The organism is Nocardia grenadensis NBRC 108939 (genome assembly GCF_001613445.1).
Lineage (GTDB): Bacteria > Actinomycetota > Actinomycetes > Mycobacteriales > Mycobacteriaceae > Nocardia > Nocardia grenadensis.
In genome coordinates this window covers 1-16,454 of the sequence record NZ_BDCJ01000029.1, presented here as the reverse complement: position 1 = coordinate 16,454, position 16,454 = coordinate 1, and the positions used below count along the sequence as shown (strand labels likewise).

The following is a 16,454-nucleotide window of genomic DNA, read 5'->3' as shown; positions in this document are numbered from 1 at the left end:
GATCACCGGCACAGAACATTTCCGTCCGCGTGACAACTGAACCAGGAGCTGCCCATATGCCCATGCCGACCGAGGAGAGGGTGAGCCGGCTCGTCGCCGGACTCGTCGCCGGTCGAGGATTCGATCTCGAGGGTGTCGAGGTTTCGACCGCGGCGGGACAGACCCGGGTACGGGTTATCGTGGACAGTGACCGCAGCGCCGACCTGGATAGTATCGCCGAACTCAGCGCGCAGGTGTCGGCTTGCCTGGACGACGCGGACGACGAATTCGAGGCCGCCCGGTACCTGCTCGAGGTGACGACCCCGGGGATCGAACGCCCGCTCACCGCCCCCCGGCACTGGCGCCGGGCTCGCGGCCGGAAGGCCGAGATCACCTTGAAGCCGGGCGTCGCACCGCCGGAGCCCGGCCTGCCGACGCGCTTCACCGCCCGGATCGGTGTCCTCGAGGATGACCGGATCGCGCTGGTACTGAGTGGTAGACCCGGACCACGCCTGGTGAGCGTCGGTCTGGCCGATATCGCACGCGCCGTGGTGGAAGTGGAATTCTCCCCACCGAACGCGCGCGAACTCGAACTCGCCGGGGGCGTCGCCGCCGGCCGCCCACCCGCGGGAGTGGACGCCGCGGAACTCACCGGAACTGCTGTCGCCGCGTCCGATTCGACCGAAGGGACCATGGAATGAACATCGAAATCGAAGCCCTGCGCGCCATCGTGGCGGATAAGGGGATATCGATCGAAACCGTGATCTCCGCGATCGAATCCGCGCTGCTCACCGCCTACAAGCACACCGAGGGCCATCAACCCGACGCCCGGGTAGAGATCAATCAGCGCACCGGGGTCGTGCGAGTGCTCGCCACCGAACTCGACGCCGACGGCAATGTGATCTCCGAATGGGACGACACCCCGGAGGGTTTCGGCCGGATCGCCGCCACCACCGCGCGCCAGGTCGTGCTGCAGCGGTTGCGGGACGCCGAGAACGAGAAATCCTTCGGCGAGTTCTCGACCCACGAGGGCGATATCGTCGGCGGCGTGGTGCAGCGCGACGCGCGCGCCAATGCCCGCGGCACGGTGGTGGTGCGGATCGGCAGCGAGTTGCACGGGGCCGAGGGGCTGATCCCGTCCGCCGAGCAGGTGCCCGGGGAGAACTACGAGCACGGTGACCGGATCAAGTGCTATGTGGTGGGGGTGTCGCGGGGCCCGCGTGGTCCGCAGATCACGCTGTCGCGGACCCATCCCAATCTGGTCCGGCGGCTGTTCGCGCTGGAGGTGCCCGAGATCGCGGACGGGTCGGTGGAGATCGTGGCGGTGGCCCGGGAAGCGGGGCACCGGTCCAAGATCGCGGTGCGCTCCACGGTCTCCGGAGTGAACGCCAAGGGCGCCTGTATCGGTCCGATGGGGCAGCGGGTGCGCAATGTGATGAGCGAACTGGCCGGCGAGAAGATCGACATCATCGATTACGCCGACGATCCGGCGACCTTCGTCGGCAATGCGCTGTCGCCGTCGAAGGTGGTTTCCGTCACAGTTGTGGATCCGGATGCGCGAGCCGCCCGGGTGATCGTCCCGGATTTCCAGCTCTCGCTGGCCATCGGCAAGGAGGGGCAGAACGCCCGTCTCGCGGCCCGGCTCACCGGCTGGCGGATCGATATCCGCAGCGACGCGGCCCCGGACGCCGGCGGCGCGGTGCGAACGGAGGCGCATCGCCGGTGACGGCCCACCCCGAATCGGCGTCCGCGCGGCCGACCCCCCGCGACCAGCGAACACGCCGGACCGACTCGGTCCGCGCGACGTCATCGGGGGCGGGGTTGGAGGGCACGCAGCGGTCGGCGGTAGAGTGGTACGAGGTTCGGTCCGAGTCTTCGGTTACCGACTGCGAACGCGGCGACGAGTCGGCGGCGCTCCGGCGCCCGGTGGCTCCGGTGCGAACGTGTGTCGGTTGCCGGAAACGCGAACCGGCCCCCGAACTGCTGAGGATCGTGGTGTGCGGATGTTCGACCGGCGACGGTACGGACACTGTGACGATCGTTCCCGATCCACAGCGCAGACTTTCCGGGCGGGGTGCGTGGCTGCACCCCTTTTCGGCTTGTCTGAGCACTGCGGTTCGGCGCCGAGCGATCGGCAGAGCACTACGAGTGTCCGGACATCTGGATATCTCAGCCGTTGAGCAACACCTCGAGAACAGGCACGAGCACTCATGAGCACACCGTGAAGTACCAACGATGAACGTCCATCGGAGTTAACCCGAGGTCGTGCGGGTCCCCGCCAGCAGGCGGGCGGCACTGCTCGACCTCTCAGTGAGGAGAGCAGTGGCAGGCAAGGCCCGCGTGCACGAGTTGGCAAAAGAACTCGGTGTCACGAGTAAAGAACTACTCGCGAAGCTCAAGGAGCAGGGCGAGTTCGTGAAGTCTGCGTCGTCGACGGTGGAGGCACCCGTCGCGCGCCGATTGCGCGAATCGTTCGCGGCGAAAACCGCCCCGGCGAAATCCGGATCCAACGGATCCAAGACCACAGCGCGCCCCGGCCCCTCGGGTGCGGCGAAACCCGCGGCGCCCGGCCCCCGTCCCGGACCGCGGACCCCCGCGGCTCCGAGCCCGGCCGACACCGCGCCGACCGCCGAGTCCTCCGTGGCTCCGGCCGCCGGTAGCGCCCCGAAACCCGCGGGCCCGCGTCCCGGCCCCGCGGTGAAACCGGGGCCGCCGCCCCGGGAGCCCGAGCGCCCGCAGGCCCAGGCTCCCGCGGCCGGACCGGCCACCTCCGGCGCCCGCCCGGCGGCGGGCAACGCCCCGCGTCCCGGTCAGCCGCGTCCCGCCGCCCCCGGTCAGAGCCCGGCGCGTCCGGGCCCGAAACCCGGCCCCAAGACCCCGCGTGTCGGCAACAACCCGTTCTCGTCGGCTCCCGAGCGTGAGCGTCCGACCCCACGTCCGCAGCCGGGCCCCCGCCCGACCCCGGGCCAGGGCGGCCCGCGTCCCGGTCCGGCGCAGGGCGGTCCGCGCCCGCAGCAGGGCGGTCCCCGTCCCGGCCAGAACGCCCCGCGTCCCGGCCCCGGTGGTGCCCGTCCCGCGGCCGCTCAGGGCGGTCCCCGTCCCGGTGGGCCGCGTCCGAGCCCCAACTCCATGCCCCCGCGCCCGACTCCCGGTGCGATGCCCCAGCGTTCGGCCCGTCCGGGTCCGGCCGCGGGTGGTCGCCCGGGTCGTCCCGGTGGCGGCCCCGGTGGCGGCGGCCGTCCCGGTGGCGGTGGTGGTGGCTACCGTGGTGGCGGCGGCGCCCCCGCCGGTACCGGTGCTCCCGCCGGTGGTGGCGGTTTCCGCGGTCGTCCCGGTGGCGGCGGTGGCCGTCCGGGCGGCCCCGGTGGCCGCGGTGGTGCGGCCGGTGCGTTCGGCCGTCCCGGCGGTGCGCCCCGGCGTGGTCGCAAGTCGAAGCGGCAGAAGCGCCAGGAATATGATTCGATGCAGGCCCCGTCGGTCGGCGGCGTGCGGTTGCCCCGTGGCAACGGTGAGGTGATCCGCCTCGCTCGTGGCGCGTCACTGTCCGATTTCGCGGAGAAGATCGACGCGAACCCGGCCGCCTTGGTCCAGGCCCTGTTCAACCTGGGCGAAATGGTCACCGCGACGCAGTCGGTCAACGACGAGACCCTCGAGCTGCTCGGCGGCGAGATGAACTACGTCGTGCACGTGGTCAGCCCCGAGGACGAGGACCGCGAACTGCTGGAATCGTTCGACCTGACCTACGGTGAGGACGAGGGCGGCGAAGAGGACCTCGAGCAGCGTCCGCCCGTGGTCACCGTCATGGGCCACGTTGATCACGGTAAGACCCGACTGCTGGACACCATCCGTAAGGCCAACGTCCGCGAGGGCGAGGCCGGCGGTATCACCCAGCACATCGGCGCCTACCAGGTGCTCACCCATCTGGGCGACGACGACCGGCTCATCACCTTCATCGACACCCCGGGTCACGAGGCGTTCACCGCCATGCGTGCCCGCGGTGCGAAGGCCACCGATATCGCGATCCTGGTGGTCGCCGCCGACGACGGTGTCATGCCGCAGACGGTGGAGGCGATCAACCACGCGCAGGCGGCCGACGTGCCGATCGTGGTGGCGGTCAACAAGATCGACAAGGAAGGCGCGAACCCGGAGAAGATCCGGCAGCAGCTGACCGAATACGGCCTGGTGGCCGAGGAGTACGGCGGCGAGACCATGTTCGTCGATATCTCCGCCAAACAGGGCACCAATATCGACGCCCTGCTGGAGGCCGTGCTGCTCACCGCGGACGCCGCGCTCGACCTGCGGGCGAACCCGGAACAGGACGCCCAGGGTGTGGCCATCGAAGCGCACCTGGACCGCGGTCGCGGCCCGGTGGCCACGGTGCTCATCCAGCGCGGCACGCTGCGGGTCGGCGATTCCATCGTCGCCGGCGACGCCTACGGCCGCGTTCGCCGGATGGTCGACGAACACGGCGCCGATGTCGAGGCGGCCCTGCCGTCGCGGCCGGTGCAGGTGGTCGGCTTCACCTCGGTGCCCGGCGCCGGTGACAACCTGCTGGTGGTGGATGAGGACCGGATCGCCCGCCAGATCGCCGACCGGCGCAACGCGCGTAAGCGCAACGCGCTGGCCGCGCGCAGCCGCAAGCGCATCAGCCTGGAAGATCTGGATGCCGCGCTGAAGGAGACCAGCGAGCTCAACCTCATCCTCAAGGGCGACAACTCCGGTACCGTCGAGGCGCTGGAAGAGGCCCTGCTCGGGATCCAGGTCGACGACGAGGTGCGTCTGCGGGTTATCGACCGTGGTGTCGGTGGTGTCACCGAGACCAACGTCAACCTGGCCTCGGCATCGAACGCGATCATCATCGGGTTCAATGTCCGGGCCGAAGGCAAGGCCACCGAGCTGGCCAACCGCGAAGGCGTGGACATCCGGTACTACTCGGTGATCTACCAGGCCATCGACGAGATCGAGAGCGCGCTCAAGGGCATGCTCAAGCCGATCTACGAAGAGGTGGAACTGGGCCGCGCCGAGATCCGGGCGATCTTCCGGTCGTCCAAGATCGGTCTCATCGCCGGTTGCATGGTCACCTCGGGCAGCGTCAAGCGCAATGCCAAGGCCCGGCTGCTGCGCGACAACGTGGTGGTCGCCGAATCCACGACGATCAACTCGTTGCGCCGGGAGAAGGACGATGCCACCGAGGTCCGCGAGGGCTTCGAATGCGGTATGACGCTGACCTACTCCGATATCAAGGAAGGCGACATCATCGAGGCCTACGAGTTGCGCGAGAAGCCGCGCGACTGAGTTGATACGGACCGGGCGGAATTCCACCGCCCGGTCCGGTCATCGATTTCGGCACAGCGGTGCACCGGCCCGGTGCGGTACCGCCGGGCCGGGAAGTCGCCATAACCGGGAGGTTGCGTGTACCTCGGTGCACTCGAATTCGACATCCTGCTGGGTGATGTGCACTCGTTGAAGGAGAAGCGTTCGGTGGTCCGGCCGATATTGGCCGAACTCCAGCGCTTCGGGGTGAGCACCGCCGAAGCGGGGGAACACGACCGATACCGCCGCACCCTGCTCGGGGTGGCGATGGTGTCGGCCGGAATGGACCATCTGACGGCCGTGCTGGATCGGTGCGAACGGCATGTCGCGGCACGTCCGGAGTTACAGTTGCTGGCAGTACGCCGGCGTGTCTTCGGACCCGAGGACTGACCGGCCGCGAGTGAAATCAGCGGTGGCCGCGGTCCGTGCGGCGAGTTCTCGCGCGGACCGTCCCACCGTCGCTGAACAGGGAAAGGAGCGGCCATGGTGGATCAAGCCAGGGCACGCCGGCTCGCCAAGCGGATCTCCGCGATCGTGGCCACGGCAATCGAATACGAAATCAAGGATCCGCGGCTGCGTTTCGTCACCGTCACCGATGCGCGGGTGACCGGCGATCTGCACGATGCGACGATCTTCTACACGGTGATGGGTGAAACCGTCGACGCCGAGCCCGACTACGACGCCGCGGCCGCCGGCCTGGAGAAGGCCAAGGGGGTGCTGCGGTCGAAGGTGGGCGCGGGCACCGGGGTGAAGTTCACTCCCACGCTCAGCTTCGTGCTCGATACCGTGCCGGACGCGGCGCGCCAGATGGAGAATCTGCTGGCGCGGGCGCGAGCCGCCGACGACGAGGTCGCGCGGGTGGCCGCCGAGGCCACCCCGGCAGGCGACGCGGACCCGTACAAAACGCCCCGCGAAGACGACTGAGTCGCGGCCGCTATGACCACAACCGGTGCCGCTGTCGATTTCACCGCGGCCGTCGGGGCACTGGACAGCGCACGTTCGGTGACCGTTCTGTGCCATATCCAGCCCGATGCCGACACCCTCGGCAGCGGTTTGGCGCTGGCCGCGGTACTGGACCGGCGCGGTGTGCCGGTACGGGTGTCGTTCGCCGAACCGTCCGAACCGGCGGCCGGACTGCGTACCCTGCCGGGGATGCGGTTCCTGGTGCCGCCCGCCGAGGTGCCGGCCGAGGTGGATCTGCTGGTCACGGTGGACTGCGGCAGCGCGGGCCGGCTCGGCACCCTCGCCGACCGGCTGTCCGGGGCGTCGCGCACGCTGGTGATCGACCATCACCGGTCCAATACCCGGTTCGGGGAGATCAACCTGATCGATCCGGACGCCGTGTCCACCGCCAGTGTCATCACAGCACTGTTGGACGCGTGGGGGGAGCGGATCGACGCCGGCATCGCGCACTGCCTGTTCGCCGGACTGGCCACCGACAGCGGGTCCTTCCGCTGGGTGACCCCCGGAACCCACGCGCTGGCCGAACGGTTGCTGGCCACCGGTATCGACGGCGCCGCCATCACCCGCACCCTGATGGACACCCACCCCTTCGCCTGGTTGCGGATGTTGTCGACGGTGCTCGGCTCGGCGCGGCTCGATCGCGCGGCGCACGGCGGAACCGGGCTGGTCGCGGCCTTCGTACTGGCCACCGATCTCGCGGAGGTGCGCCAGGAAGAGGCCGAGAGCGTGGTCGATATCGTGCGTGCGACCGCGGAGGCCGGGATCGCGGCAGTGTTCAAGGAGGCCCGGCCGACCGATGAACGACGTCGCTGGACGGTATCGCTGCGGTCCAAGGACAGCGGTCCCGGGGCCGGCGACGGCGCCGATGTCGCGGCCGTGGCCGCGGGTCTGGGCGGCGGCGGCCATCGCTACGCGGCCGGGTACACGACCTACGGTGAGCCCGCGGACATCCTGGCGCAGTTGCGTACCGCGCTGGGCTAGCGGCGAGCCGCTCGAGACAGTTGAGGAGGCGCCCCGCGGCGCGACCCGGAGCCACCGGGCGAGTACGGACAGGAAGCCGACGATGTACACGGAGCCGACCGGGCCACCGGCCCCGGCGGTGGAGGCCGGCCCCCGGCGGATCCTGGGCCTGGCGCTGCCGACCCTGGGTGTGCTGGTGGCCGAACCGATCTACCTGCTGTTCGACCTCGCGGTGGTGGGCCGGCTGGGGGCACTGGCGCTCGCCGGACTGGCCGTCGGTGGCCTGCTCCTCGCCCAGGTCAGTTCGCAGCTGACCTTCCTCGCCTACGGGACGACCGCCCGCTCGGCGCGGCGGCATGGGGCGGGGGACGAGCCGGGAGCGGTTGAGGAGGGGGTGCAGGCGAGCTGGCTGGCCGTCGGTATCGGACTGGTGATAGTCCTGGTGGTGCAGGTGGCCGGGGTGCCGATCGCCGGGGCCGTCGCGGGGGACGCGGAGATCGCGGCCGAGGCACTGGCCTGGTTGCGGATCGCCCTGTTCGGGGTGCCGTTGATCCTGCTTTCCATGGCCGGGAACGGGTGGATGCGGGGGGTGCAGCAGACCCGGCGCCCACTCACCTACGTGGTGGTCGGGCTGGGCTTGTCGGGGGTGCTGTGCCCGCTGCTCGTGCACGGCCTCGCCGGGTTGCCGCGGCTGGGCCTGCCCGGTTCCGCGGTGGCGAATGTGGTGGGTCAGGCGGTGACGGCCGGGCTGTTCCAGGGTGCGCTGGCCCGGGCCCGGGTGCCGCTCGGCCCGCGGCTGCCGGTGATGCGGGCCCAGCTGGTGCTGGGCCGTGACCTGATCGTGCGCAGTCTCGCCTTCCAGGCGTGTTTCGTCTCGGCCGCCGCCGTCGCGTCCCGGTTCGGGGCGGCGTCGGTGGCGGCGCATCAGCTGGTATTGCAACTGTGGAACTTCCTGGCCCTCACCCTGGATTCCCTGGCCATCGCGGCGCAGACGCTGGTGGGGTCGGCGCTGGGCGCCCGGAACGCGGCGGGCGCGCGGGCGGTGGCCCGCCGGGTGACCGGGTGGTCGGAGGTGTTCGCGCTGGGCCTGGCCGTGGCCTTCGCGGCGGGCGCGGCACTGATCCCACCGCTGTTCACCACCGACGCGTCGGTGCTGGACCGGACCGGTGTCGTGTGGTGGTACTTCGTGGCGATGATCCCGGTGGCCGGTGTGGTGTTCGCACTGGACGGGGTGCTGCTGGGCGCGGGGGACGCCGCTTATCTGCGCACTACCACACTGGGGGCGGCCCTGATCGGTTTTCTGCCGGCGATCTGGCTGTCGCTGGCCTTCGATTGGGGGATCGGCGGAATCTGGTGCGGCCTGATCGCGTTCATGCTGTTGCGGCTGGCGGCGGTGAGCGCACGGGCGCTCTCGGGGCGTTGGATCCGGGTCGGTGCCGAAATCCCGTCGTGAGCGGGTGGCCGGGTACAGAGGTGCCGGGTGAAGCATGCGATATGCGAAGGTGGGTGTGGTGATACCCAAGTTGATGGCGGTGAGCGATATCCATGTCGGTCACCAGGGCAACAAGCCGGTGGTCGAGGACATCCGTCCCGATTCCCCGGAGGACTGGCTGATCGTCGCCGGTGATGTCGCCGAACGCAGCGACGATATCCGCTGGGCGTTGAAGCTGCTGCGGGAGCGGTTCGCCACCGTGATCTGGGTGCCCGGCAACCACGAACTGTGGACCACCGCCAAGGATCCGGTGCAGATGCACGGGGTGGCCCGCTACGACTACCTGGTCTCGATGTGCCGGGATCTGGATGTGCTCACCCCCGAGGACCCCTTCCCGGTGTGGACCGGGGCGGGCGCCGAGGCCCATGGCGGCGCCGTGACCATCGCCCCGCTGTTCCTGCTCTACGACTACTCGTTCCGGCCGGACGGCGCCCGCACCAAGGCCGAGGGGCTGGCCATCGCCCGAGAACGCAATGTCGTGGCCACCGATGAATTCCTGCTGTCGCCGGACCCCTACCTCACCCGCGACGCCTGGTGCGAGGCCCGGCTGCGCGCGACCTGGCGCAAGCTCGACAATCTGCCCGAGAACACCCCGCTGGTCCTGATCAACCATTTCCCGCTACTGCGCGAGCCCACGGATATGCTCTGGTACCCCGAGTTCGCGCTGTGGTGCGGGACCGAGCAGACCGCCGACTGGCACATCCGCTACAACGTGCTCTGCGCCGTCTACGGGCATCTGCACATCCCGCGCACCACCTTCCACGACGGGGTCCGGTTCGAGGAGGTGTCGCTCGGTTATCCGCGGGAATGGCAGAAACGCGGTAAGCCCGACAATCTGCTGCGCCAGATCTTGCCCGATCCGAAGTACGCCCCCGGCGACCTGAACGAATGGGGCGGTCATTTCCGGGTGACCCCCGAGATGGCGGCTGCCGCGGCGGAGATGCGGGCCCAGGCGCAACGGCGGCGGGGGTTCGACTGAGGTGGCCGGCCGTACCTCGCGGTTCCCGGTAGCGCCCTGGGTGGGCGGTGGGCGGTGTGCCCGGCGTCCCCGAGCGCGCACCCAGTAGGCTCGGCGACGATGATCGAGACAATCCTGCCCGCCGATGTCGCCTCCGCCGAGTTGTTCGACTATCCGGAGGACCTGACACCGCATCCCGCCGAGGAACACCTCATCGCGAAATCGGTGGACAAGCGGCGACGTGACTTCATCGGTGCGCGGCACTGCGCCCGTCAGGCCCTGGCGCAGCTCGGCGAACCGGCGGTCGCGATCGGCAAGGGGGAGCGGGGCGCACCGGTATGGCCGCGTGGGATCGTGGGCAGCCTCACACATTGTGACGGTTTCCGCGGGGCGGCGCTGGCCCACAGGATGCGCTACCGGTCGATCGGGATCGACGCCGAACCACACGACGCCCTGCCCGAGGGAGTGCTCGATTCGGTGAGCCTGCCCGCCGAACGGGAATGGCTGCGCACCAGCGATTGCGCGCTGTATCTCGACCGTCTGCTGTTCTGCGCCAAAGAGGCCACCTACAAGGCGTGGTTCCCGCTCACCACCCGCTGGCTCGGTTTCGAGGACGCGCACATCACCTTCACCGTGGACGAGGCCACCGAGAGCACCGGTTCGGGGACCTTCCGGTCCCAGCTGCTGGTGCCCGGGCAGACCGATGACGGCGGATTACCGTTGACCTCGTTCGACGGGCGTTGGCGGATCACCGGCGGTTTCATCGTCACCGCGATCGCGCACGGCTGATGGCGGATCTGCTGGGCGGGCTGCTGATCGTCGACAAGCCGGAGGGGCCGACCAGCCACGATATCGTGGCGAAAGCGCGGAAACTGCTGCGCACCAAGAAGGTCGGGCACGCGGGGACGCTCGATCCCATGGCCACCGGGGTGCTGGTGCTCGGGGTGGAACGTGCCACCAAACTGCTGGGACTGCTCACCCTCACCACGAAGAGCTACACCGCGACCATCCGCCTGGGCCGCTCCACCACCACCGACGACGCGGAGGGTGAGGTGCTCACCACCACGGCGGCCGACGGTATCGACGACGCCGGGATCGCGCGGGGGGTGGCCACACTCACCGGTGAGATCCAGCAGGTGCCCGCCACCGTGAGCGCGATCAAGGTCGGTGGGGAGCGTGCCTACGCCCGGCACCGGGCCGGCGAAGAGGTGAAACTCGCGGCGCGTCCGGTCACCGTCTCCCGCTTCGAGGTGCTGGCGCGTCGCGACCTTCCGGACGAGGGCCTGGTCGATCTGGATGTGGTGGTCGATTGCTCGTCGGGCACCTATGTGCGCGCGCTGGCCCGCGATCTGGGTGCGGCGCTCGGGGTGGGCGGCCATCTGACCGCGTTGCGGCGGACCCGGGTCGGCCCGTTCACCCTGGAGCACGCGCGTACGCTGGAGGAACTGGCCGCGGATCCGGCGCCCGGTCTGAGTATCGATGCCGCGGTGGCCCTGTGCTTCCCGCAGCGCACGATCGACGCCGCCGAGGCGGAGAAACTGCGCGACGGACGCTGGCTGGAGCCGGACGGAACAGCGGGCGTTTACGCCGCCCGCACCGCGGACGAGAAGGTGATCGCGTTGCTCCAGGAGAAGGGCAATCGTGCCTCGCCGGTGCTGGTGGTACGCCCGCGCGGCCTGATCGACTGATCGTTCGGAGTCAGCCGGGGATCGGCTCGGCGGCGTACCGGCCGCGTAACCGCTGGACCGCGTCGTCCATATGGTCCCGCAGCAGCCGGTGTACCCGGGGCGCCGCGGCGGCTCCGATCGCCTCGCGCAATGTCACATGCTCCTGGGCCTGGACGCCCAGGTCCGGGTAGGTGGTCTGCAGGGCGCCCAGGCACATCCGGGTCTCGATCAGCAGCGTGCGCGCCGCCCGCACCAGCCGCGGGCTCCCGGCGGCCGCCACCAGCGCCTCGTGGAACTGCCGGTCCGCGTCGGAGACGCCCGCGGCGTCCCCGGCCCCGGCCCGGTCGAGCATGGCCTGCACGCTGGGAGCCAGTGCCTCGTAGGCGATCTCTCGGCGGCCGTCGAGGATCAGGGTGAGCGCTCCGCCCTCGATGGCGGTGCGCGCGCGGTAGATATCGACGACATCGGCGAGGGTCAGCTCGATGACGAAGATGCCACGATTGCGGATACTGTGCAGCAATCCCTCCGACACCAGGCGCTGCATGGCTTCCCGGACCGGCCCCCGGGAGACCCCGAACTGTGCGGCCAGATCGGCTTCGCCCAGCTGGGCGCCAGATTCCAGGCTGCCGCGCACAATCGCCTCGCGCAGTTTGTCCGCGATCACCTCGGCGGTGGACCGCTGATCCACCGGTTCGAAATCAATCACCGCCATGAACAGACCCTTCCGCGAACAATGCGCCCAACGAGGACGATATCGGGCTTGCGTCGACGAGCCGCAATCCCTCCCAGATGGTGACCTGGTTCGCGGTGAGCACCGGTTTGCCCAGCGCTTCTTCCAGCCGCGGCAGTACCTCGAGGGTGTGCATGGCGGTATCGGGGATCAGTAGCGCCTGTGCGTCGGGGTGGTCGCCTGCGACGGCGAGTTCGAGTACCTGCTCGGTGGTGAGGGTGCCGACCTCGGCCGCGGTGTCGATACCCGCGCTCCGGAACGCGACGACGGTGATCCCGGCGTCGGCCAGGAACTCGGCGAACAGCCGGGCGACCTCGTCGGGATAGCTCGCCGCCACCGCCACCCGGCGCACACCGAGCGCCCGGGCCGCCGAGACGAACGCGAAACTGGTGCTGGAGGCGGGGACGCCCGCGGCGTCCGCCAGGCCCCGGACCTGTTCGCGGGCCCCGCCCGGGCCGAAGACGAAACTGCCGGAGGTGCAGGCCCAGACGACCGCGTCGGGTTGCTGTGCGGCGAGCTGCTCCGCCCCGTGCCGCAGTTTGTCCGGACTGCCCAAATCCAGCAGTTCGGGAATCGCGTGCAGATCGGTGCCGTAGATATGGGCCACCGGCAGGCGCACTCCGAGCAGCGTTTCCGCGCGCGGGTAGTCGTCCTCGGCGGCGTGGTCGGGGTAGATGAAACCGATCGTGGGTGCCGTCATGGGCTCTCCGTTCCTGAATCGGGTCGTCTCGGGGGACGGCATATCTCAGAACACCTCCAGCAGCCAGCGGCCGGGACCCATCATGGGCAGTTTCATCCGGCCGAGGCAGGCCCACATGGTGAGCTGGTTGGCGGTGAGAATCGGCTTGCCCAGGGCCTTTTCCAGCGGTTCGATGATGTCGTAGGTGGGCAGGTTGGTGCAGCTGACGAAAATGGCCTCGGCCCGCGGGTCGTCGGCGCCGATGATCCGTTCGGCGATGGTGCGGTAGTTGACCTTCCAGATACCGCCGCCCAGGCCCAGATGTTCGGAACGGACCACCGTGCAACCGGCCTCGTCGAGGAAATCGCGCAGTTTGCCGGTGAGCAGTTCGTCGTAGGGGGTCATGATCGATATCCGGCCGATACCGAGATGGCGGATGGCCTCGAGCAGCGCGCCGGAGGTGGTGACGGCGTTCGCGGCCCCGGCGCGGCAGATGGTGTCGCGCAGCGAGCGTTCGTAGTCGATGCCCTTGATGAAACTACCCGAGGTGCACAGATAGGCGACGACCTCGGGTTCGACGTGCAGCACATTACGTGTTGCGGCGGTAAGGTGCACCGCGTCGGAAACCAGTTCGGCCATGGCCAGTGAGACCGGTACCGGTTCGTACGGTGTCCGCGCCAGGTGCAGGCTGACCTCCAGCGGTGCCCAGCGCCAGAGTTCGCGTTCGAGCGCCAGGTCGAACGGCGCGATCACACCGATGCCCCGCTGCGCGACCGGGCCCTCCATATCGGGAAAATCGAACTCCACTGCGGCCCCTCTCGCACTCAGCCGGGAAGACCTCCGAGAACGATCGGATTGTTGACAATCATACGATGTGACCATACCGTGTCAATATGGAATCGGGACCGATTGTCACCGTTGTGCACAGTGGCCGTCCGCCCGATCCGGCCCTGATGGCGCCGGTGAGTGCACGGGCCACGGTGCGGTACACCGACTCTGCCGGATTGGCGGACGCGCTGCCCGGTGCGCGGGTGCTCTTCGTCTACGACTTCCAGACGCGTGCGCTACCCGACGCCTGGCCGGCGGCCGACCGGCTGCAGTGGGTGCATATCGCCGCGACCGGTGTCGATACCGTGCTCTTCCCCGAACTGTGCGACAGCGACGTCGTCGTTACCAACACCCGGGGCGTTTTCGACACCGCCATCGCCGAATACGTCCTCGGGCAGATCCTCGATTTCGCCAAGGACCTCACCGGCTCCAACCGGCTGCAACAGCAACAGGTCTGGCGGCACCGCGAATCCGAGCGTATCGCGGGCGCCACCGCGCTCGTCGTCGGCACCGGGGCGATCGGCCGAGCTGTCGCCGGACTGCTGCGTGCCGCGGGGATGCGGGTGCGGGCCGTGGGCCGCCGGGCCCGCCACGACGACCCGGATTTCGGTGTCGTGAGCACCGACCTGTACGCCGAACTTCCCTGCGCCGACTACGTGATCGCCATCGCCCCGCTCACCGACCGCACCCGGCATATGTTCGACGCCCGTGCGTTCGGTGCCATGAAACCCCACGCCCGCTTCGTCAATGTGGGCCGCGGTGAACTCGTGGTGACCGACGATCTCGTCGCTGCCCTGCGGTCGGGAGCAATAGCCGGCGCCGCACTGGACGTGGTGGACCCGGAACCGCTACCGTCCGGCCATCCACTGTGGACCCTGCCCACCGCGCGCATCACGCCGCATAATTCCGGTGATTTCATCGGCTGGCGTGCCGAGATGGTCTCCGCGTTCGCCGCCAATTTCGACCGCTGGTCGGCCGGCCGTCCGCTGGACAATGTCGTCGACAAAACGCTCGGGTACGTGCCCGGCTGAAGGAGGGCCCAGATGAGCCGACCCGAGACCCCGCGACCGACCGACCCTGTCGAGATGACCGCGGTGGAACTGGTCTCGGCCTATGCCGCCGGGACCCTGTCCCCGGTCGAAGCGACCGAGGCCGTGCTGGCCGCTATCTCCGCCCGCGATACCGATATCAACGCCTACTGCCTCGTCGACCCCGACCGGGCGCTGGTGCAGGCCAAGGATTCCGAGGCCCGCTGGCAGTCCGGGCACGTCCGCGGCCTGCTCGACGGGGTACCGATCTCGATCAAGGACATCTTCCTCACCGAGGGCTGGCCCACCCGGCGCGGCTCCCTCAGTATCGGCCCGGAGGGGCCGTGGCCGGTGGACAGTCCCGTCGCCGCCCGGGTGCGGGAGGACGGCATGGTGATCGTCGGTAAGACGACCACCCCCGAGATCGCCTGGAAGGGCGTGACAGACAGCCCGCTCACCGGAGTCACCCGCAACCCCGTCGACCCCACCCGCACTGCGGGAGGGTCCTCCGGCGGCAGCGCCGCGGCGGTCGCGGCCGGCATGGGCCCGGTCTCGGTCGGCACCGACGGTGGCGGCAGCGTGCGGATCCCGGCCGCCTTCTGCGGCATCGTCGGATTCAAACCCACCCACGGCCGCATCCCGCTGTACCCGGCCAGCCCGTTCGGCCCGCTGGCCCACGGCGGACCGCTGACGCGCACGGTCGAGGACGCGGCACTGCTGCTCGATATTCTCGCCCTCGCGGACCCGCGCGACCCCACCGCGCTCGCACCCACGCTGACCACCTTCCGCGGGCAGATCCAGCGCGATGTCCGCGGCGTGACCGCCGCCTATTCGCCGACGCTGGGGTATGTGCGGCCCGATCCGGAGGTCGAGGCGATCGTGTCCGGGGCCGTGGAGGCGCTCGCGGCCGCCGGGTTGCGCGTCTCGGCTGCCGACCCGGGCTTCAACGATCCTCGTGAGGCCTTCGATGTGATGTGGGCGGCGGGCGCCGCGGCCATGCTGGCGAACTTCCCGGCGGGCGCGCGCGAGAAGGCCGACCCCGGCCTGCGGCGGGTCTGGGAACACGGTGAAACCCTCACCGCGACCGATTATCTCGACGCCCGCGCGGTCGCCGCCCAGGTGGCGATCACCATGGGGACGTTCCACACCGCCTACGACATCCTGCTCACTCCGACGGTCCCGATCACGGCGTTCGAAGCGGGCCACGATGTACCGCCCGGCAGCGATATGTCGGACTGGCCGGATTGGACGCCCTACACCTATCCGTTCAATCTGACCCAGCAGCCCGCACTCAGCATTCCGGCCGGGCGGACGAGTAACGGCCTGCCGGTGGGGTTGCAGATCGTGGGGCCCCGGCACTCCGACGACCTGGTGTTGGCGATCGGGCGGTACGCGGAGGCCGTGCTGGCCGGACGCTGAGCTGTGTTTATCGGCGCGCCTTCGGCGCCCGGGGCCGAGGCCCTTCGGTCCCACCGTTCAGGTCTCGAGACTCGCGGCTGCGCCGCATGCGATGCGCGGCGGGCCGTCCATAGAGGGCGACCATTGAGCGCTTTCGGCCAAGGGGCGGGACGGGCCTCGCCCCTTTCAGGGCCTCGTAAGACTCGGCGCCGAGCGGGTGCTTCTCTACGTGAAGGCGGTCAGACGCCAGCGTCACCCGGGCGGTCGGGTCGGCATCCGACCAGGCCGTCGAATGCCGACGCAACCGCATGTGTCGAGTAGTGCGAGACACCTCGAAGGGTTGAGCTCCGTCTCGCCGTTTCGGCCTCGAAGTGCATGCGCCGCAGGCGCGAGTCTCGAGGCCGAAACGGCGAGACCAAGGGGGCCTCAACCCCGCGGCGCCGAAGGCGCCGCCAAAAA

The 16,454-nt window shown here is 69.7% G+C and carries 16 protein-coding genes; 13 read left to right on the top strand and 3 right to left on the bottom strand.

The features are described 5' to 3' along the window. Positions 1-56 precede the first annotated feature (56 nt). The 11 genes from rimP (at position 57) to truB (ending at position 11,353) form a co-directional block, all read left to right on the top strand. On the top strand, positions 57-680 hold the full coding sequence (rimP, locus tag NGR01S_RS26750; RefSeq protein WP_063041604.1) for a ribosome maturation factor RimP: 624 nt from the start codon (positions 57-59) through the stop codon (positions 678-680). Next, positions 677-1,705, top strand: coding sequence for a transcription termination factor NusA (gene nusA / locus NGR01S_RS26745; protein WP_063041602.1), 1,029 nt, complete (start codon positions 677-679; stop codon positions 1,703-1,705). Before rimP ends, nusA begins: the two co-directional genes overlap by 4 nt. Continuing rightward, positions 1,702-2,193, top strand: a complete 492-nt coding sequence (locus NGR01S_RS33035; RefSeq protein WP_307718781.1) for a YlxR family protein — start codon at positions 1,702-1,704, stop codon at positions 2,191-2,193. Before nusA ends, NGR01S_RS33035 begins: the two co-directional genes overlap by 4 nt. A 108-nt stretch (positions 2,194-2,301) precedes the next feature. Then, complete coding sequence (infB, locus tag NGR01S_RS30575; protein WP_084481746.1) at positions 2,302-5,274, top strand: translation initiation factor IF-2; 2,973 nt, start codon at positions 2,302-2,304, stop codon at positions 5,272-5,274. Between the two features lie 117 nt (positions 5,275-5,391). Then, positions 5,392-5,682 (top strand): DUF503 domain-containing protein, encoded by a 291-nt coding sequence (locus tag NGR01S_RS26725; RefSeq protein WP_063041595.1) that lies wholly within the window; start codon positions 5,392-5,394, stop codon positions 5,680-5,682. Between the two features lie 93 nt (positions 5,683-5,775). Next, entirely contained in the window at positions 5,776-6,216 is a 441-nt protein-coding gene (gene rbfA / locus NGR01S_RS26720; protein ID WP_063041593.1) for a 30S ribosome-binding factor RbfA, read from the top strand. 12 nt (positions 6,217-6,228) lie between these two features. Further along, positions 6,229-7,236, top strand: coding sequence for a DHH family phosphoesterase (locus NGR01S_RS26715; protein ID WP_063041591.1), 1,008 nt, complete (start codon positions 6,229-6,231; stop codon positions 7,234-7,236). Between the two features lie 82 nt (positions 7,237-7,318). After that, positions 7,319-8,668 (top strand): MATE family efflux transporter, encoded by a 1,350-nt coding sequence (locus NGR01S_RS26710; protein ID WP_063041589.1) that lies wholly within the window; start codon positions 7,319-7,321, stop codon positions 8,666-8,668. Between the two features lie 58 nt (positions 8,669-8,726). Then, complete coding sequence (locus NGR01S_RS26705; RefSeq protein WP_157107453.1) at positions 8,727-9,686, top strand: metallophosphoesterase family protein; 960 nt, start codon at positions 8,727-8,729, stop codon at positions 9,684-9,686. Between the two features lie 99 nt (positions 9,687-9,785). Then, entirely contained in the window at positions 9,786-10,454 is a 669-nt protein-coding gene (npt, locus tag NGR01S_RS26700; RefSeq protein ID WP_063041585.1) for a 4'-phosphopantetheinyl transferase Npt, read from the top strand. Continuing rightward, a complete protein-coding gene (gene truB, locus NGR01S_RS26695) occupies positions 10,454-11,353 on the top strand; it encodes a tRNA pseudouridine(55) synthase TruB (protein WP_063041583.1) in 900 nt (299 codons plus the stop codon). Before npt ends, truB begins: the two co-directional genes overlap by 1 nt. A gap of 10 nt (positions 11,354-11,363) precedes the next feature. On the opposite strand, the gene NGR01S_RS26690 is transcribed toward truB, so the two are convergent. The 3 genes from NGR01S_RS26690 to NGR01S_RS26680 are packed head-to-tail and all read right to left on the bottom strand — an operon-like array spanning position 11,364 to position 13,527. Continuing rightward, positions 11,364-12,044 (bottom strand): GntR family transcriptional regulator, encoded by a 681-nt coding sequence (locus NGR01S_RS26690; RefSeq protein WP_063041751.1) that lies wholly within the window; start codon positions 12,042-12,044, stop codon positions 11,364-11,366. Further along, positions 12,031-12,762 carry a maleate cis-trans isomerase family protein gene (locus tag NGR01S_RS26685; protein ID WP_063041581.1) on the bottom strand — a complete coding sequence of 244 codons (732 nt, stop codon included), beginning with the start codon at positions 12,760-12,762 and terminating at the stop codon, positions 12,031-12,033. The genes NGR01S_RS26690 and NGR01S_RS26685 overlap by 14 nt, the downstream gene beginning before the upstream one ends. A 45-nt stretch (positions 12,763-12,807) precedes the next feature. Further along, positions 12,808-13,527, bottom strand: a complete 720-nt coding sequence (locus NGR01S_RS26680) for a maleate cis-trans isomerase family protein (protein WP_218020837.1) — start codon at positions 13,525-13,527, stop codon at positions 12,808-12,810. Between the two features lie 107 nt (positions 13,528-13,634). Here NGR01S_RS26680 and NGR01S_RS26675 point away from each other — a divergent pair, with 107 nt between their 5' ends. Both NGR01S_RS26675 and NGR01S_RS26670 read left to right on the top strand, forming a co-directional pair. Continuing rightward, on the top strand, positions 13,635-14,600 hold the full coding sequence (locus tag NGR01S_RS26675; RefSeq protein WP_063041576.1) for a D-2-hydroxyacid dehydrogenase: 966 nt from the start codon (positions 13,635-13,637) through the stop codon (positions 14,598-14,600). A 12-nt stretch (positions 14,601-14,612) separates the two neighbouring features. After that, positions 14,613-16,016, top strand: coding sequence for an amidase (locus NGR01S_RS26670; RefSeq protein WP_084481745.1), 1,404 nt, complete (start codon positions 14,613-14,615; stop codon positions 16,014-16,016). The last annotated feature ends 438 nt before the right edge of the window (positions 16,017-16,454 follow it).